General features: G+C 65.4%; 24 protein-coding genes. 12 read left to right on the forward strand and 12 right to left on the reverse strand.

Annotated features, from left to right (window positions below):
* Window positions 1-9: 9 nt before the first annotated feature.
* The 3 genes from AC50X9_RS01255 to AC50X9_RS01265 are packed head-to-tail and all read left to right on the forward strand — an operon-like array spanning window position 10 to window position 3315.
* Complete coding sequence (locus AC50X9_RS01255) at window positions 10-939, forward strand: fumarylacetoacetate hydrolase family protein (protein ID WP_494889295.1); 930 nt, start codon at window positions 10-12, stop codon at window positions 937-939.
* On the forward strand, window positions 936-2150 hold the full coding sequence (locus tag AC50X9_RS01260) for a CaiB/BaiF CoA transferase family protein (protein WP_494889297.1): 1215 nt from the start codon (window positions 936-938) through the stop codon (window positions 2148-2150). Before AC50X9_RS01255 ends, AC50X9_RS01260 begins: the two co-directional genes overlap by 4 nt.
* Before the next feature lie 4 nt (window positions 2151-2154).
* The gene (locus AC50X9_RS01265; protein WP_494889299.1) at window positions 2155-3315 is read left to right on the forward strand and encodes an acyl-CoA dehydrogenase family protein; all 1161 of its coding nucleotides are present in this window, start codon (window positions 2155-2157) and stop codon (window positions 3313-3315) included.
* An 89-nt stretch (window positions 3316-3404) separates the two neighbouring features.
* Here the strand turns inward: AC50X9_RS01265 and lhgO are convergent, their stop codons facing one another.
* The 3 genes from lhgO to AC50X9_RS01280 all read right to left on the reverse strand — a co-directional run bounded on the left by lhgO (window position 3405) and on the right by AC50X9_RS01280 (window position 6357).
* The gene (gene lhgO, locus AC50X9_RS01270) at window positions 3405-4673 is read right to left on the reverse strand and encodes an L-2-hydroxyglutarate oxidase (RefSeq protein ID WP_494889301.1); all 1269 of its coding nucleotides are present in this window, start codon (window positions 4671-4673) and stop codon (window positions 3405-3407) included.
* A complete protein-coding gene (locus tag AC50X9_RS01275; RefSeq protein ID WP_494889303.1) occupies window positions 4670-5326 on the reverse strand; it encodes a flavin reductase family protein in 657 nt (218 codons plus the stop codon). Before AC50X9_RS01275 ends, lhgO begins: the two co-directional genes overlap by 4 nt.
* A 137-nt stretch (window positions 5327-5463) precedes the next feature.
* The gene (locus AC50X9_RS01280) at window positions 5464-6357 is read right to left on the reverse strand and encodes an alpha/beta fold hydrolase (protein WP_494889305.1); all 894 of its coding nucleotides are present in this window, start codon (window positions 6355-6357) and stop codon (window positions 5464-5466) included.
* Window positions 6358-6493: 136 nt separating this feature from the next.
* On the opposite strand from AC50X9_RS01280, the gene AC50X9_RS01285 reads away from it, so the two are divergent.
* Entirely contained in the window at window positions 6494-7120 is a 627-nt protein-coding gene (locus AC50X9_RS01285; protein ID WP_494889307.1) for a dihydrofolate reductase family protein, read from the forward strand.
* Window positions 7121-7158: 38 nt separating this feature from the next.
* Here AC50X9_RS01285 and AC50X9_RS01290 read toward each other — a convergent pair whose 3' ends face one another.
* Window positions 7159-8409, reverse strand: coding sequence for an MFS transporter (locus AC50X9_RS01290; protein WP_494889309.1), 1251 nt, complete (start codon window positions 8407-8409; stop codon window positions 7159-7161).
* Window positions 8410-8483: 74 nt separating this feature from the next.
* Between AC50X9_RS01290 and AC50X9_RS01295 the strand changes: the two genes are divergently transcribed.
* Window positions 8484-9023, forward strand: a complete 540-nt coding sequence (locus tag AC50X9_RS01295) for an ArsR/SmtB family transcription factor (RefSeq protein ID WP_494889310.1) — start codon at window positions 8484-8486, stop codon at window positions 9021-9023.
* A 37-nt stretch (window positions 9024-9060) separates the two neighbouring features.
* Here the strand turns inward: AC50X9_RS01295 and AC50X9_RS01300 are convergent, their stop codons facing one another.
* The 6 genes from AC50X9_RS01300 to AC50X9_RS01325 form a co-directional block, all read right to left on the reverse strand.
* The gene (locus AC50X9_RS01300; protein ID WP_494889312.1) at window positions 9061-9654 is read right to left on the reverse strand and encodes a histidine phosphatase family protein; all 594 of its coding nucleotides are present in this window, start codon (window positions 9652-9654) and stop codon (window positions 9061-9063) included.
* Between the two features lie 171 nt (window positions 9655-9825).
* Window positions 9826-11568, reverse strand: a complete 1743-nt coding sequence (locus AC50X9_RS01305) for a cytochrome b/b6 domain-containing protein (RefSeq protein WP_494889314.1) — start codon at window positions 11566-11568, stop codon at window positions 9826-9828.
* Window positions 11568-12554 (reverse strand): electron transfer flavoprotein subunit alpha/FixB family protein, encoded by a 987-nt coding sequence (locus AC50X9_RS01310; protein ID WP_494889316.1) that lies wholly within the window; start codon window positions 12552-12554, stop codon window positions 11568-11570. Before AC50X9_RS01310 ends, AC50X9_RS01305 begins: the two co-directional genes overlap by 1 nt.
* A gap of 11 nt (window positions 12555-12565) precedes the next feature.
* Window positions 12566-13342: an electron transfer flavoprotein subunit beta/FixA family protein gene (locus AC50X9_RS01315; RefSeq protein WP_494889318.1), complete on the reverse strand. Its 777-nt coding sequence runs from the start codon at window positions 13340-13342 to the stop codon at window positions 12566-12568.
* A gap of 452 nt (window positions 13343-13794) precedes the next feature.
* Window positions 13795-14646 carry a hypothetical protein gene (locus AC50X9_RS01320; RefSeq protein ID WP_494889320.1) on the reverse strand — a complete coding sequence of 284 codons (852 nt, stop codon included), beginning with the start codon at window positions 14644-14646 and terminating at the stop codon, window positions 13795-13797.
* Between the two features lie 313 nt (window positions 14647-14959).
* On the reverse strand, window positions 14960-15724 hold the full coding sequence (locus AC50X9_RS01325) for a CPBP family intramembrane glutamic endopeptidase (protein ID WP_494889322.1): 765 nt from the start codon (window positions 15722-15724) through the stop codon (window positions 14960-14962).
* A 394-nt stretch (window positions 15725-16118) separates the two neighbouring features.
* Here AC50X9_RS01325 and AC50X9_RS01330 point away from each other — a divergent pair, with 394 nt between their 5' ends.
* The 4 genes from AC50X9_RS01330 to AC50X9_RS01345 are packed head-to-tail and all read left to right on the forward strand — an operon-like array spanning window position 16119 to window position 19928.
* Window positions 16119-17840, forward strand: coding sequence for an MFS transporter (locus AC50X9_RS01330; protein ID WP_494889324.1), 1722 nt, complete (start codon window positions 16119-16121; stop codon window positions 17838-17840).
* Window positions 17841-17893: 53 nt separating this feature from the next.
* On the forward strand, window positions 17894-19066 hold the full coding sequence (locus AC50X9_RS01335; protein WP_494889326.1) for a cytochrome P450: 1173 nt from the start codon (window positions 17894-17896) through the stop codon (window positions 19064-19066).
* The gene (locus AC50X9_RS01340) at window positions 19063-19254 is read left to right on the forward strand and encodes a ferredoxin (protein ID WP_494889328.1); all 192 of its coding nucleotides are present in this window, start codon (window positions 19063-19065) and stop codon (window positions 19252-19254) included. The genes AC50X9_RS01335 and AC50X9_RS01340 overlap by 4 nt, the downstream gene beginning before the upstream one ends.
* A 59-nt stretch (window positions 19255-19313) precedes the next feature.
* Window positions 19314-19928, forward strand: coding sequence for a TetR/AcrR family transcriptional regulator (locus tag AC50X9_RS01345; protein WP_494889330.1), 615 nt, complete (start codon window positions 19314-19316; stop codon window positions 19926-19928).
* Here the strand turns inward: AC50X9_RS01345 and AC50X9_RS01350 are convergent.
* Window positions 19925-20092 carry a hypothetical protein gene (locus tag AC50X9_RS01350; protein WP_494889332.1) on the reverse strand — a complete coding sequence of 56 codons (168 nt, stop codon included), beginning with the start codon at window positions 20090-20092 and terminating at the stop codon, window positions 19925-19927. The genes AC50X9_RS01345 and AC50X9_RS01350 overlap by 4 nt on opposite strands.
* 45 nt (window positions 20093-20137) lie before the next feature.
* On the opposite strand from AC50X9_RS01350, the gene AC50X9_RS01355 reads away from it, so the two are divergent.
* Window positions 20138-20905 carry a GOLPH3/VPS74 family protein gene (locus AC50X9_RS01355; RefSeq protein WP_494889334.1) on the forward strand — a complete coding sequence of 256 codons (768 nt, stop codon included), beginning with the start codon at window positions 20138-20140 and terminating at the stop codon, window positions 20903-20905.
* Window positions 20906-20951: 46 nt separating this feature from the next.
* The gene (locus tag AC50X9_RS01360) at window positions 20952-21254 is read left to right on the forward strand and encodes an antibiotic biosynthesis monooxygenase family protein (RefSeq protein WP_494889336.1); all 303 of its coding nucleotides are present in this window, start codon (window positions 20952-20954) and stop codon (window positions 21252-21254) included.
* Window positions 21255-21280: 26 nt separating this feature from the next.
* Here the strand turns inward: AC50X9_RS01360 and AC50X9_RS01365 are convergent, their stop codons facing one another.
* A complete protein-coding gene (locus AC50X9_RS01365; RefSeq protein ID WP_494889338.1) occupies window positions 21281-21673 on the reverse strand; it encodes a VOC family protein in 393 nt (130 codons plus the stop codon).
* A 238-nt stretch (window positions 21674-21911) separates the two neighbouring features.
* Between AC50X9_RS01365 and AC50X9_RS01370 the strand changes: the two genes are divergently transcribed.
* Complete coding sequence (locus tag AC50X9_RS01370; protein WP_494889340.1) at window positions 21912-22697, forward strand: alpha/beta fold hydrolase; 786 nt, start codon at window positions 21912-21914, stop codon at window positions 22695-22697.
* The last annotated feature ends 25 nt before the right edge of the window (window positions 22698-22722 follow it).

A 22722-nucleotide genomic window follows, 5' to 3' on the forward strand; every position in this document is an offset into this window, starting at 1 on the left:
ACAATTCCCATGACGTCCCGCATCCTTCATCTCTGCGCGATCCGCGACACTCCCGACAGGCCCAACCCCGGGCAGGCCCGGGAAGAGGCGGCCGTCGTCCACCCGCAACGCGGAGCCGCGCTGGTCCGCGATCTGCTCCCGGGCTTTACCGGCGACATTCTCGACGTCCTCACCGGGGACCTGCTCGGGGATCTGGAAACAGCCGCAGCCAAGGCCGACGACGCCGTCTTCCGCGATCCCGAGCACCTCACCTACGGCGCCCCTTACCGGCACCCCCGCATGCTGTGGGGGATCGGACTGAACTACGTGGAGCACGCCTCCGACCTAACCGAGGCGGTGCCCGACGAGCCTGCCTCGTTTATCAAAGGTGACCACACGGTCATCGGCCCGGACGAGAACATCCCGATTCCGGAGCAGAGCCAGCGCACCACGACCGAAGCGGAGATCGCCGTCGTGATCGGCCGGTATTGCCGCAATGTCGAGCCGGAGGATGCGCTGTCGTATCTGGCCGGCGTCGTACCGGTACTGGACCAGACGGCCGAGGACATCCTGCAGCGCAATCCGCGGTTCCTTACCCGCTCCAAAAACTTTCCGGGATTCTTTTCCTTCGGTCCCCGCATCGTGCCCCTCGCCGAGGTGGAGGATACCGCCGGGTCCCTGGCCGAAGTCACGGTATCCACCGTGGTCAACGGGGAGGTGCGCCGCAGCAATACGGTGTCGAATATGCGCTACGACCCGGCATACCTGATCAGTTTCCACAGCAAGGTAATGCCGCTCTTCCCGGGTGACATCATCTCCACCGGAACGCCCGGAGCAGTCCAGGTCGAACCGGGGGACGTCGCCGAATGCCGCGTGACGGGGCTTGGAACCCTCCGTAATCCCGTGACCGCCTCCAGCGGAGACCCGAGAACCACCACCGAAGGAGCTGACGCTCGTTGAACAGCGCACAATTTGTCCCGGATGGCCCTCCCGCCGCCGCACCGTTGGCCGGAATCAAGGTGGCGGATTTCTCCCGGGTGCTCGCCGGACCCTTTGCAACCATGATGCTCGCTGATTTCGGCGCCGATGTGATCAAGGTGGAGAGCCCGGCCGGTGACGACACCCGAGCCTGGGTGCCTCCCGTGGACGAACACGGCGCGGGTACGTACTTCTCCAGCGTCAACCGGAACAAGCGCTCGGTCGCGTGCGACCTGGGCACCGGGGAAGGGCTCGCCCAGGCGCGGGACATAGCGCTGGCAGCCGACGTCGTTGTTGAGAACTTCCGCCCGGGCGTTATGCAGCGGTTCGGCCTGGACTATGAGACCCTCCGGGCGGAGCGCCCGGACCTGGTCTACTGCTCCATCACCGGATTTGGAAGCAAGGGCGGGGCGCACCTGCCCGGATACGACCTCCTGGTCCAAGCCGTAGGGGGACTGATGAGCGTCACCGGATCCCCGGAGTCGGAACCGAGCAAGGTGGGGGTGGCACTGGTGGACGTGGTGACCGGCCAAAACGCAGTGGTGGGCATCCTGGCCGCGCTGCGGAGCCGCGACCAGACCGGCAGGGGCCAGCGGGTTGAGGTCAACCTGCTGTCCTCGCTGCTTGCCGGGCTCGTCAACCAGGCGTCCAGCACCCTCGCCACCGGCGAGTCCCCGCAGCGCATGGGCAACGCTCATCCCAGCATTGCGCCTTACGAGACGATGCAAACCGCGGACGGGCCACTCGCCCTGGCGGTCGGAACGGACAAGCAGTTTGCCGCCCTGGCACGGGTGCTGGGGGTTCCCGGACTTTCGGAGGACAGCAGGTTCCGCGGGAACGAGAACAGGGTGGCCCACCGGGTCGAGCTGAAGGCGTTGCTTGAGGAGCAGCTTCGGCATAAGCCGGCGGTGGAATGGTCGGGACTTCTGAGCGAAACGGGCGTCCCTGCCGGCAAGGTCAACTCCATCGTGGAGGCGATCCAGCTGGCCGCGGACCTGGGGCTGGAGCCCGTGGTGGAGATTGCGGACGGGGCCAGCCCCCGGACCTCCCGACAGGTAGCCAACCCCATCCAGCTCTCGGAAACGCCCGCCACCTACCGGCGGCTGCCGCCGCTGCTCGGCGAACACCGCGGCGCGACCTTCGCGGAGCAGAACAAACCGGCAGCCCTCCAACCCACACCCACCGGAAAGTAGCACCATGACTGATACATCAGACCTCATCGGCATCGACACACTGCTCACGCCGGAGGAACTCGCCGTGCGGGAAAAAGTCCGCGGCTTCGTGGACTCCGTCATCAAACCGAACATCGCCGACTGGTTCGAGCGCGCGGAATTCCCGCTGGAGATTGTCCCGCAAATGGCGGAACTGGGACTGCTCGGCATGCACATCAAGGGCTACGGCTGCCCGGGCCGGTCCTCGGTGGAGTATGGCCTGGCCGCCCTGGAGCTGGAGGCCGGCGACTCGGGTCTGCGGACGTTTGTCAGCGTCCAGGGTTCGCTGGCCATGAGCGCCATAGCCAAGCACGGATCGGAAGAGCAGAAACTCGAGTGGCTTCCGCGCATGGCCGCCGGAACTGCCATAGGCTGCTTCGGCCTCACCGAGCCCTCCGCCGGATCCGACCCCGGAAACATGCAGACCTTCGCAAAGCGCGACGGCAACGACTGGATCCTCAACGGCAGCAAGCGCTGGATCGGGCTGGCCTCGGTGGCGCAGGTGGCCATCATCTGGGCCATGACCGACGACGGCGTCCGCGGCTTCGTCGTCCCCACCGACACTCCCGGCTTCACGGCCACCCCCATCGAGCAGAAGCTCTCCATGCGCGCGTCCATTCAGTGCGACATTGAACTGGCGGACATCCGGTTGCCGGCGAGTGCCATGCTTCCCAACGCCAAGGGACTCCGCGGCCCGTTCGAGTGCCTCAACGAAGCCCGGTACGGCATCATCTGGGGTGCCATGGGAGCGGCCCGTGACAGCTACCTCACGGCGCGGGACTACTCGCAGCAGCGCATGCAGTTCGGCAAACCGCTCGCCGGCTACCAGCTGACCCAGGAGAAACTAGTCAACATGGCACTGGAGATCAACAAGGGCACGCTGCTTGCCTTGCAGTTGGGCCGGCTAAAGGACGCCGGAGTCCTCCGACCGCACCAAATCTCCGTGGGCAAGCTCAACAATTGCCGCGAAGCGATCAAGATCTGCCGCGATGCCCGTGCCATGCTCGGCGGCAACGGCATCACCCTGGAATACTCCCCGCTGCGCCACGCCAACAACCTCGAGAGCGTGCGCACCTACGAGGGCACGGACGAGGTGCACACGCTGATCCTGGGCAACCACATCACCGGGATTCCGGCCTTCCGCTGAGCAGACCCTGCCGGAAGCCGCGGCCAAGCCGTCGCGGCATCCGGCGGGGCTGACGCAGTGCGGCCCTGGGTGTGTCGCGTTGTCCTTGGTCAGTGAGGGAGTTGCCCCGTGGCCCGCCCGGGGACGTCGCGCCCTTCCAGCGCCTGGCTAACGATGTATTCGGCGATGGCCAGGGAGGATGTGGCACCTGGGGAGGGTGCGTTGCGCACGAGGACCAGGTCCTGGCGGCGGGCAATCACAAAGTCATCCACAAGCGACCCATCCCCGTTCATCGCCTGGGCGCGTACACCCCGCGTGCCGGGAATGATGGACGCACCCTCAAGCGAGGGGACGAAGCGCATTGCCTCGCCGATGAACTTGCGCTTGCTGATGACCGTCTGAAACTCACGCACTGCCGACGGCAGGTTTTTGCGGGCGAAGTTCCAGAAACCGGGGAAGAGCGCGTAGTCCAGGACATCGCGCAGATTGACGTCCTTCCAGGAGTAGGATTCCCGTCCGAACGAGATGAAGGCGTTGGGGCCCAGCATCATTTCGCCGTCGATGCGCTTGGTGAGGTGGACACCCAGAAACGGATGCTGCGGATCAGGGACCGGATAGATCAGTCCCTTGACCTGGTTGCGTGCCTCCGGGCCGAGGAGAAAGTACTGCCCAAAGAACGGCACTATGCGGGGGGTGGACGGTTCCCCCGTCGACGCGGCCAGCCGGTCGGATTGAAGCCCGGTACAGGCCACCGCAAGGTCGTAGTGTTCACTTCCGTCCCTGGTGTGCACCACGACGCCCTGCCTCTGCTGCTCCAGGGAGCTGACTTCCTGTCCCAGCCTGATCTGCCCGCCTGCCTGGCGGACATCGTCGGCAAGGGCGTTGGTGATAGCGGCGTAGTCAACGATGGCCGTTTCCGGCGAGTGCAGTGCCGAGAGGCCGACGGCATTCGGCTCCACGTCCTTGATCTCCTCGCTGCTTAGCATCGCGGCCCCGGGCACACGGTTGGCTTGTGCCCGGACAAAAATGTCGTCAAGCCGCCGGCTTTCTTCGGCCGTCTGGGCGATTACCAGCTTTCCGCACTGATCGTAGGGGAGCTTCTTGGCGGCGCAGTATTCCTTCAGCAGATCGACTCCCCGGCGGCAGAGGGTGGCTTTCAGGCCACCGGGTTCGTAGTAAAGGCCGGCATGCACTACTCCGGAGTTGTGGCCCGTCTGGTGATAGGCGAGTTTCTCCTCCTTCTCGTAGACCGTCACCGAAGCGCCGTCCAGTCGGTTGATCAGCTCCCGTGCAACGGCGACACCGATGATGCCACCGCCGACGACCGCGCAGCGCAATGGTTTCGTGGGCATGGAATTCGACGTCAACTCGCTGCTCATGCTGCTCGTCCTTCCTTGCCCGTCCGGGCGTCCTGTTCCGTGCCGGGGACCCGCATTTCGAAGGTCTCACGCACCACTGTGTAGTCAAAGTAGCCCAGGCGGGCAATGGGTTCGATTTTCTTGATGTCCAGCCGTCCGTCAGCGGTTATGACCGCATCGTCGATATGGATGGTTTCAACGGTTGCGAAGATCACGTCGACCGTCCCTGCGGGGGTGGCCCCCGGGATCCGGTGGGTGGAATGGTATTTGCACTCGAACTTCACGGGGCTCTCCTGCACCATGGGGATCGGGTAATTATCGGCGTAGCTGCGTGTGAGCCCCAGATGATCGAATTCGCTTTCCTCCGGGCCCAGTGCCATGGCGCTCTTGTTAACGGCTTCCCGAAGCGGATAGGTCGCCATGTTCCAAACGAACCAGCCGGTGCTCTCGGCGTTGATCACGGTGTCCTTCCGGCGCCCGTCGGGGTGCTGGTTGGCTGAAAACATGACCATGGGCGGGTCGAACGTCAGGTTCTGCCATTGGCTGTAGGGGGCGATGTTTTCCACGCCGGTGGTGCTGACGCTGGAGAGCCAGCCAATGGGACGGGGAATAGTGCAGCTTTTGAAGGGCGAGTGAGGCAACGGGCTTGGTTCGATGGCCGGGTTGTACTTCATGACTTCTCTCCATGTGCTGGGGATCACTACAACCCCCTCAGTGTCTCAGAGGCCGGGATTGGGTCGACTCGATGGCCATGCAAGCTGCCATAGTCATTCCCGCTGGGCCCGAGGTGGAACCAGTCACCGTCGGGCACTTAGCCGAACAGGCTCGCCACGGCCTGTGCGAACGCGTCTGGGTCCTCCTGCGGAACGTTGTGTCCGATCCCCGGAAGGACGCGTTGGCTGTAGGGGCCGGTGAAGTGGTCTCTGCCGGCTGTCGCCGCGGGGCCGCCGACGCCGTCGTCCCCGCTTTCGAGCACCACCGTCGGAACGGTGATCCGCGGCTCTTGGGCGATCAGGTCCTCGAACCGCTGGTACCGGGGGTCGCCGTCGACCAGTCCGTACCGGTGGCGGTAGGAGTGGATGACGACGTCGACGAAATCAGGGTTGTGCAGGCTCGGGGCGCTGGCGGGAAACGCCTGGTGTGCGCCAGCCCAGGCGGGCGACCAGGTCCGCCAGAGGAGTTCGCACAGGTCGTTCCGGTTCCGTTCCAGCCCGCGGCGGCCCCGCTCGGAGTGGAAGTAGTACTGATACCAGTAGCTACGCTCCCATTCCGGGTCCACAGGCTCGCCGGAACGCGCGAGGTTGTGCATGTTGTAGCCGCCGACGGTGACCAGGCCGGCGACGCGTCCGGGGTCCAGTGCCGCCACGATGCACGCCGCCCGGCCGCCCCAGTCGTAGCCCGCAACGACTGCCTGCTCGATGTTGAGGGCATCCATGAAGTCGACGAGATCCTGCCCGAGGGCGGCTTGTTGCCCTGACCGGACCGTCGCGGGATGAAGGAAGCGGGTCGGCCCGAAGCCGCGAAGATACGGCGCGAGCACGTGGGCGCCCTGGCCGGCGAGGATCGGAGCGACGCCGTCGAAGGCCCGAACGTCGTACGGGAACCCGTGCAGCAGGATGACCGGGGTCCCGTCCGGAGTGCCCGCGGACTCGTACCCGATGTCCAGGACGGGGGTCTGGACGCGGCCGAAGGATGTAAAGCTCATGCTGCCATTCTGGCCCCGCCGGCCGCATTGTCCCCAGAACCGGAAGGCGGACGCGCCCGCTGTATTCGGCGACGCACAGCCATTGCCCTTGGCGTCTGCGTTGCATAGCCTAATCGTGCCGAGCAGGGAGAAGACCATGAAGCTGACAGTGACCGAGTTCGTGAGCCTCGACGGCGTATCGCAGGGCCCGGGATCGCCCGAGGAAGACACCAGCGACGGGTTTACCCGGGGTGGATGGCTCGTCCCCTACATGGACCAAGCATTCATCCGCCAGGCCGCGGAATGGCTCGGCCAGGCCGACGGACTCCTGCTCGGCCGGCGTACCTACGACGCCTTCGCGAGGGCCTGGCCCCAGATCACAGATCCGAATGATCCCTTCACCGTGCTCATGAACAGCCTGCCCAAATACGTCGCCTCGCACACGTTGACCACCGGCTCATGGAATCCGACCACGATCGTCTCCGCCGACGTCGAAGCCCAGGTCGCGGAACTTAGACAGCAACCCGGGCGGGAACTCCAGATCCACGGAAGCGCCCGGCTCGTCCAGTCCCTGCTGGCCGCAGGGCTGATCGATGAGCTCCGGCTCGTGGTCGCTCCCGTCATCGTCGGTCTCGGTCGCCGTCTCTTCCCCGACCGCGGCCCGTCCGCGGGACTGCGTCTCGTCAGCAGCCAGGCCACCCCTGGCGGACTCACCCTCCAGGTCTATGAACGAGCCGGACTCGCCACTTACGCGACCTACACGGGCGTCTCGGATGTGCCCTGAGGTGCAGCACGCGCCCACGGGGAAAGCGCCCGCGCAACTTAGGATTCGACGTCGGCCGCGGTTATGGCCTTGTCCGTGAGGATGGGCATCATCCCGAGCAGCGCGAGGGTCAGCACTCCCATGATGCCGAACATGACCTGCAGCCCCAGCCATTGGGCCAGCAGACCTCCGGCTGCTGCACCGAGCGGCATGGTGCCCCACGCGAGCAGCCGGTAGGCGCTGTTGACCCTGCCCAGCAAGCGGGCGGGAGCAATGCGCTGGCGCAGGGACACGGTGATGATATTCCACAGCATGATCAGCATGCCGCCCACAAAGAGGAGTGCGCCAAGAAGATACGGGTTGTCGGTCATGGCGGGCGCACCTACCAACAGCGCGCTCCCGAGGATCGTGAGCGCCAGGGACTTCGACCGGCCCAGCCTGGCCTCCGCCCATTCGGAGATGAATGAGCCGACGAAGGCGCCGAGTGCGGAGGTCGTCAAAAGGAGGCCGAACCCCACCTCGGACAGTTTCATTTCTGAAGCCGGGCCCACGGCAAACAGCACTAAGACCGCGAAAGCCGCGCTGGATGCGAAGTTGAACACCCCGGTCATCACCGCGAGCGTGCGAAGGATCTTCTGGTTCCAGAGGAACCGCAAACCCTCGCCAATGTCGAACCGCAGTGTCGTCTTCTGCTCCCGTTCGATGCGGAAAGCCCCCGGGACCAGGAGCAGGCCACCGACGGCCGCAAGCCACAGCGCCGCCGGCACGGCAAGGCCCGCCACGACGCCGATGGCCACCAGCAGCCCGCCCAGCGGCGGACCAACGAACTGGTTGGCGGTGAGCTCGACGGCGTAGAGCCGGCCGTTGGCGCGCGGAAGCTGATCCCTGTGCACCACCTGGGGCATGATCGACTGCGCGGAGGTGTCGTAGAGCGTTTCAGCCACACCCACCATCAATGCAATAACGTACAGAGCCCAAATGGAGCCCAGATCCAGCAGGACGACGGCGACCAGCACGGCGGGCAGCATCGCGCGGCTGAGGTTGGCCCACAACATGAGCTTGCGCCGGTCCAGCCGGTCGGCCAGCGCTCCGGCAGTTAGCGCGAAGAGAAGCCAGGGAAGCGTCGCCGCGACGGTCAGCCCGGCAACCAGCGTGGGTGACTGTGTGAGCTGAACGGCCAGCAGCGGCAGCGCGATTTTGAAGACGCCGTCCGCGAGGTTGGACAGCCCGGATGAGGTCCACAGCTTCCAGTAGGACGCACCCAGCGGCGCACGTTGCCGTTCTTTAACCTGCGCAGCCTGACCAGTCATAGGTGAACCATTCCCTATTGATTGAGAAAATTCAAGGGGGTTGAATCTAGTACATCAATTTGTAGGATGAGTACATGACGGACGCAGAACAGACGAGCGCGGAGAAGAAACCCGCCGCAAGCGCCCGCGAAATCAAGGCGCTGGCCCATCCGCTGCGCTTGCGGATCCTGCGCCTGTGCGGGCTCCACGAACTGACCAACAAGCAACTCGCCGACCGCCTGGGCCAGGATCCGGGGACGATGCTCTATCACGTGCGGCAATTGCTCTCCAGCGGATTCCTGGAACCCGCCGAGGTCCGTACGGGAGAGAGTGGTGCGCTGGAGAAGCCGTATCGTTCCACGGGGCGGTCCTGGAATCTGGACACCGCACTGCGTGAAGTTGGTCCGGGCGGTCCGCTGGCACCGGTCGAGGCGTTTCGGGAGGAGCTGATGGAAGCTGGGCCGGATGCGCTCGCCAGCCTCTCACGCTTCGTGCTGCACCTCTCCGAGGGAGACGCTGAGGACCTCATCACGCGCATCTACGCTGTGCTGAGCGAATACACCGACAGTGACCGGCAACGATCGGACCAGCCCGCTTACGGCGGCATCTTTGTCCTTCACCGGTCGTCAGACTAGGTCGTCGGTCCCTTCAGGAACGGGCCCGCAGTACTGGTCAGCCCGGAACGCCGGCAGCAATCCGCTCGCCGTTGAAGTATTCGAGCTGCCAGCCGTCAACAGTATGGTGGTGGGCCAGATTGAGCACGGCGTTGTCGACGCTTTGCAGGGTGCGGCCGATGGCACGGCTGAGGGTCACACGGATCAGCGAACCGTGGGCGACCACCAGGACCCTGCGGCCGCGGAACTCCTCGGCGAGGGCTTCCAGCGAGGACAACCCGCGGCGGGCTGCCCCGTCCCCGCTTTCCGCGCCCCGGAAACCACCAGGGATCCGGAGTGCGTCCAGTTCAGGGCCGTCCTGCAAGCCCTCCGCGGGGCCGAAGCTGCGCTCGGTGAGTTCCGCTATGCGGCGGGCGGGGCCGAGTCCCAGCCCCGCGGCGATCATGTCGGCGGTTTCCGCGGCACGGCTCAGCGGTGAGGACACGATGGTGTCCCACTGGTAGCCGGACAGGACGGCGACGGCGTCACGCGCCTGGCCGCGGCCGACGTCGTTCAGTGGAATATCGGTGGACCCCTGCAGCCGGCGCTGAGCATTCCAATCCGTCTGGCCGTGGCGGACAAGGGCGAACGTCGTAAGGGTCATGCGTTCCATTCTGCCCTGAATCCTGGCGCGAGGGGCCGGCTTCCTGCAGCAGCGAACAGCCCGGGCCCGCGCGCGGAAGCACCTAGGGCAGGCTCGCCACGGCTTGTGCGAACGCGTCCGGGCCTCCTGCGGAACGTTGTGTCCGATCCCCGGAAGACGCGTTGGTCGTAGGGGCCGGATCTAGCGGCTGCTCACCTGGCCGAACAGCTTCGCGATGGGTGCGAGCAGGATCGGGCGGGCGGCGTACCACCCGGCCACGGTGATGGCGATTGCGGCCGCGAAAAGCCAGAACCCGACCCAGTTCACCACGTCGGTGCCGGCGAACATGTGGTTCAGGTTGCGCAGCGCACCGGTGGAGAACACCAGGAACACGTGGATGAGAATGAACAGCACGAAAAACAGCATCGTCGGGAAGTGGATCGCGCGGGCAACCTCCACCGGGTAGATCTTGTTCAGCGTCTTCGCGTCCTTCGGCCAGACCTCGCTCATGCGCACACCGGTCATCGCCGCAAGCGGGGCCGCGATGAACACCACGAGGAAGTACATGAGCTGCTGCAGGCTGTTGTAGTTCACCCAGCCGTTCTCCACGGGCCAGTCCAGGGTCATGTACTGCAGGAGTGCGGAGAGCGCGTTCGGGAACACCTCCGCGCTGGTCGGCACGATCCGCATCCAGTGGCCGGAGGCAAACAGCAGCACCACAAAGATGAGCCCGTTGGCCAGCCATAAAATGTCGAGCGACTGGTGCAGCCACAGGTTGATGCTGATCTTCTTGCCGCCGCGCTTGGGCGTCCAGAACGCCGGCGGCTTCTGCTGGGTGCGCACCTGATAGCCGGAGCGAATGATGAGCACTATCAGGAAGATGTTCAGGAAGTGCGACCACTGCGCCCACCACGGGAAGCCCGGCTCTGCGGTCTCGGGCAGGTGATACTCGCCGGGGTACCTCACGAGGAACTCTGGCACGCCGGGCAGCGTCGTCACACCGCGCGCGGCGAGCACAAGGATCGCTGCGGCGGCCACGGCGCCGAGCGCGAGGAGCGCGACGCGTTTGATCCACTCATTCAGGGTGCGCGAACCGTAGAGCCTTGCCTCGGCCTTTGGCCGCACGGGCTGTTCGACGACGGCGGGCTTGTCGACGACGGCGGGCTTGGCCGCCGCTGCGGGTGCGGCTGGGACCGCGGGTGCACTGGCGGTCGCAGCCGCCGTCGGCCGGGCCTGGGCAACGGGCTCCACCTCGGCACTGGGCTCCGCCTCGGTGGTAGCCGGGGCCTGGGGCTGGGCGTTGTGTTCGGGAGCTGCGTGCACCGCGGGGGCGGCGGCGACCGCCGGAGCAAGTCCGGCCGGCGGCCACCGTTCACCAGCGGGGACACGGGGAAGACCGCGGCGAAGCGGGGTGGTTCCCGCCGGCAGCGTGGCGGGTTCGGTGGCCGGGGTAGCTGCAGCGGACGTCGAGGCGGGCGCTGCGTGCGCGGCAGCAGCTGCGGCCGGCGCGGCCTGGGGAGCAGCAGCAGTATCTGGGGCCGGCGCGGGCGGGGCGACTGCGGCGGGAGCCCCGGATCGAACCGGCACGGACAGCGAAGCCTCGCCCGCTGGCGGCCAGGGTTCGCCGCCCGGCACGCGCGGCAGGCCACGGCGAAGCTGCCGCGACGCTGCGGCGGCGCCTGCGTTCTCTGCGGTGGCCGGGGCGGACAACGCCGCAGCCGGCGCCGTTTCCTGGGCGGCAGCAGCGGGGGCAGAGGGCGCGGCGGCCGCCGGCGTGGCAGGCGCCGGCCCGGCGGTGACCGGTCCCACCCCGGAATCAGACGCCGACCGGGCTTCGGCTGCTGCCGTGACGATGTGTGCGGGCGCCTGGCCTGCTGCAGGCCAGGGGTCTCCACCTTCGACGCGCGGCAGGCCCCGCCGGACGGACCGAGACAGAGATGCCATCACTGATTCTTCCGAGCCTCAAGGGCGCTAATCAGCTGAGGCACAACCTTGAAGACATCTCCGACCACACCGAAGTCGGCGATCTCGAAGATCGGCGCGTCTGAATCCTTGTTGATGGCGACGATCGTCTTCGCGGTCTGCATGCCAGCCCGGTGCTGGATCGCGCCGGAAATGCCCAGCGCGATATACAACTGTGATGACACGGAAACCCCGGTCTGGCCGACCTGATGCGCCTGCGGGATGTAGCCCGCATCCACCGCGGCACGCGAGGCACCCACGGCAGCACCGAGTGTATCGGCGAGCTGTCCAACGAGGGCGAACTGTTCCTCCGACCCGAGGCCGCGACCGCCCGCGACAACCTTCGCTGCACCACGCAGCTCCGGCCGCGAGGTGGCAACAACTGCCTCCTCGAACGAGTCGATCCGTGCGGCCGGCTTCTCGGAGCGCTCCACTTCCAAGGTCTCCGACGCTTCCGGCTGGGCCGCAGTACGCGCTTCGATGGAGCCCTGACGAACCGTAATTACCGGCGCCCCAAACGTGGACGTTGACGTCACATCGTAGGCACCGCCGTACACGGAGTGGTGTGCCACGACGCCCTCGTCATCACGTGAGACGCCGATCGCATCGGCGGAAATCGCTGCACGCGTTCGAGCGGCGTATCGGCCGGCAAGGTCACGCCCATTTAGGGAATGCGAAATCAGGATCGCATCCGGCTGCACCTTTTCCACAGCGGCGGCAAGCGCATCAACGCTCGGCACTCCGAGCGCAGCAGGATCCGGCGCCTCCGCGATCAGTACGCGCGCGGCACCAAGGACCGAGGCCTCCGCGGCGGCGGCGCTCCCAGTGCCGGGTGCGGCAAGGACCAATGCAACTGGCGTGCCAACGGCAGCGGCAGCACCGAAGAGTCCTGCCGCAGCTTTCTCGAGTTCACCGGAAGGGCCGGTTTCCATGACGACCAGGATTGCGTCACGAGCGAATTCAGTCATGTCGTTACTCCCTAAGCCAGTCGGTTTTCGACAAGGAAGGCAGCGAGCTTCTCGCCGGCATCACCCTCATCAATGATCTTTACGCCGGCCGCACGCGGGGGCTTCTCTGCAACGGTCAGCATGATCGAACGCGCCGCGTCCGGGTTGTCGGCCGTGATCCCGAGGTCGGCGAGGGTAAGCGTCTCAAGCGGCTTCTTCTTCGCCGCCATAATTCCTTTGAAGTTCGGGAAGCGCGGCCCGGGAAGCGCCTCGGTAATGGAAATTACCGCGGGCAGGTTCGCTGACACCTTCTGTACGCCGGATTCAACGGGCCTGGAGCCGGACACCGCGCCGTCGCTGATCTCCACGGAGCTGAGGCCGGTAGCAAGCGGGACGTCAAGCAATTCTGCAAGCATCGCGGGAATCATGCCGCCGGACCCATCGGTGGAAACGTTGCCGGTGATCACAAGGTCAAACTCAACGCGACGGATCGCTGCTGCAAGGGTTTCCGCGGTAAGTCCCAGGTCCGCACCCCGGAGCGCCTCGTCAGCGACGAGGGTGGCGCTTCCCGCACCCATCGCAAGGCCCTTGCGAATCGTTGCCGTCGCACTCTCGGGAGCAAGGGAGAGGACCGCGACCTCAGTGCCCGCGTTAGCGTCCGCGTACGTCAGGGCCAGTTCCAACGCCCGCTCACCGATCTCATCAATGACTGCCTCGCTGGCTCCTCGATCGGCAAGGCCTGTTTCAAGGTTCAGTTTTCGGTCCCCGTACGTGTCGGGGACCTCCTTAACTAGGACGATAATCTTCATCGATGCTCTTCCGTTGGCGGGCATGTCTCAGTAGGGGAGACATGTCGAATCTCCATTGAGTCTACAAAGTCGAGCCCTCCTAGGCGGACAGTGCCCGTGTCGTGGCCACAAACGCAGGGGGATGTCGAACAGTCCGCCCCTTCCCAGCATTCTGGGGATGGGACTTCTTGATGTTCACCAGTGCCTCAGGCCACCTGGCTCCGCAGGCCGTCCGGCACCCCTACAGTGCTGCATCCCGGGAACATACGCCACTGACGTGGACCAGTGGTCCCGCCGAATCAAGGATGCGAGGCTGACTTCTGTCACCAACGGCTGCCTGGCGTGTTTCAGCATTGACTTCTCCACCGCATTCCGGCCCAGCCGTTCGATCGCACGGCCGGGCCGGACACTCAAACGGAGTGCCGGCGCGGGCCACTGTTCCGACGGTGCGTGCCGCGGCGGGCGCGATCAGCCTAGTGCTGGGACGAGCCCATCACATGGTTTCGTTGCTGTCGACTCGTTGAATCCAGCTGCCGAAAGAAGACCACCCAGAGGACAACCGCGAGAGCTCCGATGGGCACCATGATGGACCATCCTGCAGGGCTTGCACGAAGATACGACACGATTGGCGTGACGAGTATCGGTAAGGTCGTCAGCCCGAGGAAAGCAAGGGAACCAGCCGCTGTTGCGTGTCCCCACACGTGTCCACGTATTAAGAGCACCCCTGATGTGAATACCGCTGGGAGGAAGAACGCCAGATCCAGTACGTGAACCGGGTTGGTCGGCACATTCCAGGCCGAGGCGCTGGTCGATGGTGCCCCCGCCATGAGGTCAGGGACGATCTCGCTTAGCCAGAGAAGTGTGAACAGGACGCTGGTCACAATGAGAACCCAACCGGCAAGACCCGTAGCTGTTCGCCCGACCAAGTGAGTGACCTCGGCAATGACGCTGGCCAGCGTGCCGACGAGTGCGAATACTGAGAGGCCAAGAACAGCTACCCAAACCAGGAATAGAGGACCGAAATGGATCGAGAATGCGTAGATCGAGTAGTTGTATACGGTAAAACCCAGAAAACCGATCAATGACAGCCACGAACTGACCGATCCTCTTCTGGCCAGCCAAGCGAGGACCACGATCAACGGGGAAACCAGCAGGCCGTTCACCACGTCCTGGGCAATGGCTGCGTTGAAGAGCTGGTCCGTCTCGTGCCCGTAGACCGCCGCCGGCGTAAGGAGCCCAAAAACACTTCCGCCGAATGCGAGCATCGCGGCCGAAACGGAAAGCCACAGCCAAGTCTGAGGCAACGTACCGGAGGGGGCTCCCACGCCGTTAGGCCACGTGGTGGCGGGCGACATCTTCACAAGCCACTACCAAGTTGCGTGAGCACATCGCCGGTCCGCGCCGTGACTGGGGGGATCTCGGCGCCGGGTCGTTCAAGCCGGCTAAGCCATTCCCGGACGCCGCGGGCTGGCTCGCGCGGGGACGAGCGAGCTTGGACTGCGTCTGTGTTGCCCCACAAGGACTCGTCGACCAGCAGTGCGCGCATTGTTGCTCTCCTACTTTGAGAATTTGCAAGTAAGGCCGAACTCCCAGCCTATGCCCAAGCCCAAGACGGCGACGCCTTATGCAGATGTCAGATCAGCTCGGCCGTGTGTCGCGCGGATCGGCTGAGCCGCTGATAAAGGCGTGTCCGGATATCGGAGTGTGGTCTGTGTCGGGCCGGGGCCGCGCTGATCGGTGTGTGACCGCTCGCATCATGAAGATTCCGTAGGCTGCGAAGACAACGATGTAGAGGGTGAAGATGACGATGTCCGTGGACGTCGGGGCAATCATGACCGTTCCCTCCGAGGTGACAAAGCCCGCGAAGTCGATCAACGCGTGGATCACGATTAGGGGCCACAAGGCACCCGTCCGAAGCGTTACAGCCGCGAAGCCGAATCCCATCGCCGTGGCATAGGCGGCCTGCAGCAGGGTCGCCACCAGGTCCGCGCCGAACAGGAGGTTCAGCAGATGCATCACTCCGAAGACGATGGATGAAAGGATTGCTGCCCGCCAGAGCCCTGCCGGAGCGAGGGCCTGCAAAATCAGGCCTCGGAAGAAGACCTCCTCAACAAAACCAATGAGGCAGGCCAGGACCAGGAAAAAGGCGACCTCCTCAAAGCGCATGCGGGAGATGCCGATAATCGTAGCCGCGACCACCGGCAGCACCGGAAGCAGTGGAATCCAGTACAGCCGCAGGTCTCTCAGCCTGGGAAGGGCACGAAAACCGACTGTCCTCCAAGACCGCAGGGCCGTCAGCACCGCGATAGCCAGAACCGCGAGGGTCAGTTCAGCGAGCAGCTCCAGCACGGTAGGCGGCAACTCGGGCAATGCGGCACCGGTGCCAGCAGAGATGACGTTCACTGAGGCAATCGAGGCCGCGATAACGATCGTGAAGAGGTATGGCCGTCTTGCACTTGGCTCTGTCGGTCGCATGTATTTCCCCCGGTTGTAACTGAACTGACAGTACGAAGCGCCCCGGGCCGCTCGCTCATGATTGGACCGAGCCCATTTCCCTCATCCTAGCGGCGTGGAGATGCTAGGAAACCGGTTGTGCGAGTTCTTCGACCAGGGATGGCCGGAGCCCGGACTCCGACCGCGACATCCAGATTGTAAATTCTATTGACATCGTGTAAACCTTGGCTTCACACTGTCGTATGGCGCTTATCACTTCCGGGCCCCAGGGCGGTCGGAGGTCAATAGGCGAAAGCCCCGGGGCACCAGCCCAGGATCGAACGGAAACAAGGGAGTTTCATCGATGAGTCAAACCATTAAGGTGTCGAGCCGAGGTTCGGTACGTGCGACGTTCGTTGCCGCCTACAGCGCGGTCACACTGGCGCAGATTACCAACGCCCTCCCGGGCGCCCTCAGCGGCACCTTTGCCACGGAATTCCACACCTCGGGCGCGGGTCTGACCTGGATCGCGGGCATGTTCTTAATGGGTATCGTCGTGTTCGAGCTCAGTTGGGGGCTCCTTGGCGACCTGTTCGGACGCAAGAAGCTTCTGTACGCCGGCGCGGCGTTGAGCGTCGTCGGATCCGTCCTGGCTGCGCTGGCGCCGACGACCGAGATGATGATCTTCGCGCAGGCGGTCGGCGGCATCGCGGCGGGCATCCTATTTCCCATCTCGCTGTCGATGATCGCGGCGATCACCCCGGATCACCGGGCGCGTGCGCGGGTCATTGCCACCTGGGCCGGGTTCCTGTCGCTCGGCGCGGTCATCTCACCCGTGCTCGCCGGCCTCACCGCCCAGTTGTTCACGGTTCCGGGCGCTGCGCCCGGCGCGCCGAATGTGTTCAGCGGCTGGCGGGTGGCCTACCTCGTTGCGGCAGCGGTCGCCGTCGTCGTTCTCCTCGTCGCGCTCCGGGCGAAGGACTCCGCGGCCTCCGAGGGACGCAAACTCGACCTGCCCGGCCAGTTCACCCTCGCGCTCGGCCTCATCGCCGTGCTCTTCGCGACCGTCCAGGCGGTCGATGCAGGCTTCGGCGCCTGGGATGTCGTCGTGAGCTACGCGGTCGGCGTCGTGCTCTTGGTCCTGTTCGTAATCATTGAGATGCGCACCAAGCAGCCGCTCATCCACCTCTCCCTGTTCAAGAACAGCGCCTACTCGATCACCGGCATCGTCGCGGTCACCGGCATGTTCGCTTTCCTCGCAATCTGCTTCAGCACCAGCGTCGCCGTCGGCGGTCTCGCTTTGGCCGAGACGTGGAAGGTCGGGGTGCTGTTCGTCTTCATCCAGGGTCCGGCTTTCGCCTTCATCCCGGTGGTGGGGTGGCTCATCCACCACGTAGCGCCGCGCTGGGTGCTTACCTCGGGCTTCGCCTTCATGGCTCTCTCCGGCTTTTGGCTCTCGACGTTCTCCCTGGGCACGCCGGAGGCCTTCGGCGGCACCCCGTGGACGGCCTTCATTCAGCCGCTTCTGCTGCTGGGCATCGGATTCGCGCTCACCGTTGGCTCCGTCACCTCGGTGGCAATCAACACCGTCCCGCCGCAGCACATCGGCATGGCCTCCGCGACGACGAACCTGCTGCGCGACCTCGGCTTCGCCCTCGGACCGGTCATCGGCTCGGCCATCGCGTTCGGCATCGGCGCCTCGATCTTCGCGCGCCCGCTCGGCGGGATCCTCGGCGGTGCGGGGCTGCCCGCCAACGCCGTCGAAGGGCTCTCCCACGTGCCGCCCCTGGGCTATCTCTCCGGCTGGGACGGCGTCATCGCCCAGTTCTCCGGCCAGGCACTGGCCGGCGGCGCACCCGGACCGGCCGTCGACGGCATGGTCCAGGCCCTCACCGCCGCGCAGCAGCAGATCCAGGGCGCGGCCGGGGCCTCGCTCGGCCAGGGCTTCCAAACGGTTTACCTCGTCGCTGCCATCGCGGCGACCGCCTCCGCCATCCTCACCCTCTTCATCACCGCTCGTTCGACGGCGCCCACCCCCGATGCCATCGCGGAGACCACTGAGGCGAACGCCGAAATGGCCGTCTGAGACGGACGGCTTCCCTTCACCGACCACCACCCACTATCCGCAAGGAGAGCACTGTGACTGCACCCATCGAATCAGACATCGACATATGGAACGACGACATCCTCGTCAACCCCTACCCCACCTACGCCGCTCTGCGCGAGCAGGCCGGCGTCGTCCACCTGCCCAAGAACGATCTTTACGTGCTGACCCGCTACGACATCATCCGCGACGTGCTCGGCGATCCGGCGACCTTCTCGTCCACCACCCTCGGCTTCAACCCGATGGTGAACGAGGCGCTGCAGGGCACCTCCCTCGCCTCCGACCCGCCGGTTCACACCCAGCTGCGCGCGACGCTGTCGGAGAACCTTACGCCCCGCGCACTGCGCGGCCTGAAAGTCATCATCGACGAGAAGGCGGACAAGCTCGTCGCCGAACTCGTCGCCAGCGGCAGCTTCGAGGCCATCGACTCCCTGGCCCGCGCCTTCCCGCTTGAGATCGTCGCCGATCTCATCGGCTTCAGCGGACACGTCAAGGACAACATGCTGCGCTGGGGACAGGCGGCGATGCAGGTTATCGGGCCGCTGAACCAACGCACCCAGGAGAGCTTCCCGATCGCCGGCGAGCTCTACGGCTGGTGCTCCTCGGTCACCGCCGACGACCTCGCTCCCGGCTCGATCGGCCGCGGAATCTTCGACGCCGAGGCCCGTGGCGGCATCCCCGAAGGCTCCGCAGGGCACATCATTCACCAGTACCTTGGGGCGGGCGTGGACACGACGATCGCCTCGATCGGCAACATCGTCGCGCTGTTCGGCCGCCACCCGGAGCAGCTCCAGCTCGTCCGCGAGAACCCGGAGCTCGTCCCCGCAGCGTTCGCCGAGGTGCTGCGCTACTGGACCCCGCTGCACATCTGGGGCCGCACGGCGACCCGCGACGTGCAGCTCGACGGCGTGACAGTTCCCGCCGGCGCCCAGCTGGGCATTCTCATCGGTGCGGGCAACCGGGACGCCCGCCACTACGACAATCCCGATGTCTTCGACGTGACACGCAACCCCGTGGACCACCTCTCCTTCGGCTACGGGCCGCACGGCTGCGCAGGGCAGGGCCTGGCGAAGCTCGAAGGCCACGCCATCGTGAGCGCCCTCGCACGCCAGGTAAAATCGATCACCATCACCGACGTCGTCCGGGTGCCGAGCAACATGACCCGGAGCATCGACAAGCTCCAAGTCGCCGAGGTTGTGGCCGCGTGAGGATCGAACTCGACCGGCCGCGCTGCGAGGGACACGGGCTCTGCGAGGAAGCCGCGCCCAAGCTCATGCACCTCGATGATGACGGCGAACTCGTGATCGATGTCGAGGAGGTGACCGGGGCCGACGTCGACGCCGCGAAGGCTGCGGTAAGGGTCTGCCCCGTCGCAGCGCTCCGCCTGGCGGCTTGACGAGGGCGCCGGGCTGACTCCGCCGGGAACCTACTGCACTCCATGGATAGGATTGGGTCATGTCGTCGCTGCGAGAGGCCCAGAAGCAGCTGACCCGCGACACGATCATCGACCGCGCGCTCGAGCTCTTCACCGAGAAGGGCTACGCAGCGACAACGATCGACGAGATCGCCGTGGCAGCCGGGACAACCCGGGCGACCTTCTACGCGCACTACCCCTCGCGCAGCGATCTGATGGGGGACTTCATGGCGCGCGTCAACGCCGTGCTGGACCGCGCGGATGGCCCCGACCGGGCGACAACGGCAGCCGACCTCGTCGACGTCGTCCGGGCGGGCCAACTGCCCGGCATCCTTGCCTGGCTCGAGTCGCGCGCGGTGCTCTGGCCGGTCTTCCGCCCCTACCTCGACGTGCTCGACGAGGCCGCCGCCGTCGATCATGACGTTCGGGCACTGGTCCGGGGATGGCATGAGGAGGTCATCGCCGACATCGTCCGAGGCATGCAGTTGGCCGGCCGCTTCTCAGAGGAAACCCGCCACATCCGCGGGACGCTCGCGTTCACGCAGCTCGACTACGTCGCAACGCTCTGGACGAGACGCAAACTCGAGCCCCACCGCGAGCACGCCCTCGAAGTGCTCGCCGACAGCTGGTACCACCTGCTCTGCGACGAAAGCTAGCCGGGCTCGCTGACCCGGTCCGGCGCCGCGATGACCTGGTCAGTCCCGCCCTGCCACGTCGCAATGTCGACGACATCTATAACGGCCGGCCGGTCGGCCGCGTCAAAGGCAGCGGTGGGATCCCGCGCGCGAAGCGGGGGAGCGAACTCTTTGGTTTCAGGCATGCAATCCTCATTGTGGTGGCTGCCCAACTACGCCACCATGATCCTATGGATGTTGAAACAACTAAGGTGGATGAGCTGAGCCTTCCCCAGGCTTTCCTGCTCTTGGCAACGAACGACAAGAACGGCAAACCTGAAGTGCCCGTGTTCGCACTCAGGACTACCTTGGCCGGGGCCATACTGGCCGAGCTGGAACTCCTCGGTGCAATCGCCCTGCAGGGGAAGCACGTCCGGGCTACCGGCGCCGCCCCGCCAACGGACTTCCAGCACGAGCTGGAGCTCATCCGTGGCAAATCCCGGCCCCATACCCCCAAGCGGTGGGTCTCCATGCTGGAGGGCCGGGGCGAAGCGCAGCGTGTCTACGAGCGGATGGCGTCACGCGGCATCGTGGAACATGTCGGCGAAAAACACCTTGGCCTGTTCAAGTCCACGCGGTATCCGGAGAAGGACCACGGTCCGGAAGCTGCGCTCCTGGAAAAGGTCAAAGCGGCACTCGGCGGGGGGCCGCTCGTACCGCCGAAGCCGGATTCCAAGCCTGAGACCAAGGCGCCAGATTCCAAGCCTGAGACCAAGGCGCCCGAAGCGACGGCGCCAGAGGCGAAGCCTGATTCCAAGTCGCCCGTCGCGAAGGCGCCCGATGCCAGAACGACGGCGCTGATCGCCCTGCTCCAGGCCGCCGGGCTGCTCGGAAAGCTCTTCCCGGCCGCAGACCAAAGCCGGGCATCGCAGTTGGCTAAGGACTACTGGCCTTCCCGCGCGGTCGAGGACGAACTTCGGCTGATCAGACTGGCGGAGGCAGAATCCCCAACCCTTTGATGTGGACCTGAAAGTCAATCTCCAGGGATTCTGCGACACTGGGCCCATGCTTACCGAACACGCCTTGCTGCCTGTCATCTCCGGTCTCGAAGAAGAGTTTGAGGCTGCGTTCGATCAGGCCCGCCTGATTATCGCGTCGATGCCCGGCTTCGTCACGATGTCGCTCTCGCGTTCCCTCGAATCACCGAACACCTACCTGCTGCTCGTGCAATGGGAACGTCTGGAGGACCACACCATCGGCTTCCGCGGATCTCCGCAGTACCAGCAGTGGCGCGAGCTGTTGCACCGCTTCTACCAGCCGTTTCCCGTGGTCGAGCATTACGAGCTGCTGAGCTCCACCCCTGGTTGAAAATGGGTATGCAGCCAATGGCGGCGCTATCCGCCGGCGGGTTGGAACAACTCGACAACGTTGCCGGACGGGTCTACCAGCAGGATCTGCTGGCCGCCTGGGCCGGTAACGACGTCGTTTCGGAAAGTGAGGCCTGCGGCGCGCAGCCGGTCCACGTCTGCGGCGATGTCGCTCACGATGAGGTGGATCCGATTCCATCCTCCTGGCGCCGGCACGGTTCCGTCCGGCATTGGTCGGCCTGCCGAGCTGCTCGGCCCGCTTAGCAGCAGCCGCAGCCGGCCCCTGGTGACGTCGGCGAACGCCGGTGCGGCGCTCATCCGGACGGTGAATCCGAGGTACTTGGTGTAGAAGTCGACCGCTGCATCGACGTCGTCCACCATGTATCGGACGCTGACAAGGTCATTAAGGTCGTTGGGCATTTCCAGCTCCTTCGGAACTCGTGGGAATACTCGGTTGCGTAAAGGTAGTAGCGCCTTCAAGAAGTAAGGCGAGCTTGAGCCTGACTGCAGTCCGCTGCCCTTGTGATCATTGTTGGCCGAGCGCAGGGTCTCGCGCTACCCAAGGGCTCAGCCACTAACCAGTGATCGGAGCTCCTGATGCGTCCGGTCCTGGCCTTGCCCATCTTTTCGTCGGAAGCGCCCGGCGTTATGATTCCGTGTGAGCTTCACCCACGGCTACGCGGACAACGACGGGCTTCGTATGTATTACGAGGTCCACGGCCAGGCGGTGCCCGGCCAGTCGCCGCTGCTCCTCATCCCGGGCGGCGGCTCCACGATCGGCACCAACTTCGGCGACCTCATCCCCCTGTTGGCTGAACATCGCCAGGTCGTCGCCGTTGAGGAGGAGGGCCACGGCCGCACCCAGCCCACCAGCCGCCCGCTCACGGCCGAGAACTCCGCCGGCGACGTCCTCGCTGTTTTGGCCCAGCTCCACGTGGAAACGGTGGATGTGCTGGGATTCAGCTCCGGCGGGCACACCGCCATTGCGCTGGCGCTCCGGCGTCCGGCAGTTGTCCGGCACCTCATTGCTGCCTCCACCTTCGCGAACCGCAATGCCCGGCCGGAGGAATTCTGGGACGGTATGGCGAAAGCCACCCTCGAGGACATGCCGGACATTTACAAGCACGCCGACCGCGTTCTGAACCCCGAGCCCGGCCACCTGGAGCGGCTCTTCGAGCTGGACAGCCGGCGCATCCTGGACTTTCCCGGATGGTCCGACGGCGAGCTGGGAACCATTACGGCCTCAACGCTGGTGGTGAGCGCCGACCGCGACTTTATCCCCGCCGAATATGCCGCACGGATGGCCGCCGCCATCCCGGGCGCGCGCCTGCTGATTGTCCCCGGCGGCCACGGCGACTACCTCGGCGAGCAGGGCGCCAGCGGCGGGGACCTGCGGACGATGCATGCCACCTTCCCGTTCCTGCTTCGGTTCCTCGGTGAGTAGATCCGGCACTCGGTAGCCCGTAGCC

The sequence above is a fragment of the Pseudarthrobacter sp. HLT1-3 genome, assembly GCF_059383535.1.

Coding starts and splice junctions, on each gene's coding strand:
- AC50X9_RS01255 (WP_494889295.1), top strand. CDS start 10: ATGACGTCCCGCATCCTTCATCTCTGCGCGATCCGCGACACTCCCGAC.
- AC50X9_RS01265 (WP_494889299.1), top strand. CDS start 2,155: ATGACTGATACATCAGACCTCATCGGCATCGACACACTGCTCACGCCG.
- lhgO (WP_494889301.1), bottom strand. CDS start 4,673: ATGAGCAGCGAGTTGACGTCGAATTCCATGCCCACGAAACCATTGCGC.
- AC50X9_RS01275 (WP_494889303.1), bottom strand. CDS start 5,326: ATGAAGTACAACCCGGCCATCGAACCAAGCCCGTTGCCTCACTCGCCC.
- AC50X9_RS01280 (WP_494889305.1), bottom strand. CDS start 6,357: ATGAGCTTTACATCCTTCGGCCGCGTCCAGACCCCCGTCCTGGACATC.
- AC50X9_RS01285 (WP_494889307.1), top strand. CDS start 6,494: ATGAAGCTGACAGTGACCGAGTTCGTGAGCCTCGACGGCGTATCGCAG.
- AC50X9_RS01290 (WP_494889309.1), bottom strand. CDS start 8,409: ATGACTGGTCAGGCTGCGCAGGTTAAAGAACGGCAACGTGCGCCGCTG.
- AC50X9_RS01295 (WP_494889310.1), top strand. CDS start 8,484: ATGACGGACGCAGAACAGACGAGCGCGGAGAAGAAACCCGCCGCAAGC.
- AC50X9_RS01300 (WP_494889312.1), bottom strand. CDS start 9,654: ATGGAACGCATGACCCTTACGACGTTCGCCCTTGTCCGCCACGGCCAG.
- AC50X9_RS01305 (WP_494889314.1), bottom strand. CDS start 11,568: ATGGCATCTCTGTCTCGGTCCGTCCGGCGGGGCCTGCCGCGCGTCGAA.
- AC50X9_RS01310 (WP_494889316.1), bottom strand. CDS start 12,554: ATGACTGAATTCGCTCGTGACGCAATCCTGGTCGTCATGGAAACCGGC.
- AC50X9_RS01315 (WP_494889318.1), bottom strand. CDS start 13,342: ATGAAGATTATCGTCCTAGTTAAGGAGGTCCCCGACACGTACGGGGAC.
- AC50X9_RS01330 (WP_494889324.1), top strand. CDS start 16,119: ATGAGTCAAACCATTAAGGTGTCGAGCCGAGGTTCGGTACGTGCGACG.
- AC50X9_RS01345 (WP_494889330.1), top strand. CDS start 19,314: ATGTCGTCGCTGCGAGAGGCCCAGAAGCAGCTGACCCGCGACACGATC.
- AC50X9_RS01350 (WP_494889332.1), bottom strand. CDS start 20,092: ATGCCTGAAACCAAAGAGTTCGCTCCCCCGCTTCGCGCGCGGGATCCC.
- AC50X9_RS01355 (WP_494889334.1), top strand. CDS start 20,138: ATGGATGTTGAAACAACTAAGGTGGATGAGCTGAGCCTTCCCCAGGCT.
- AC50X9_RS01360 (WP_494889336.1), top strand. CDS start 20,952: ATGCTTACCGAACACGCCTTGCTGCCTGTCATCTCCGGTCTCGAAGAA.
- AC50X9_RS01365 (WP_494889338.1), bottom strand. CDS start 21,673: ATGCCCAACGACCTTAATGACCTTGTCAGCGTCCGATACATGGTGGAC.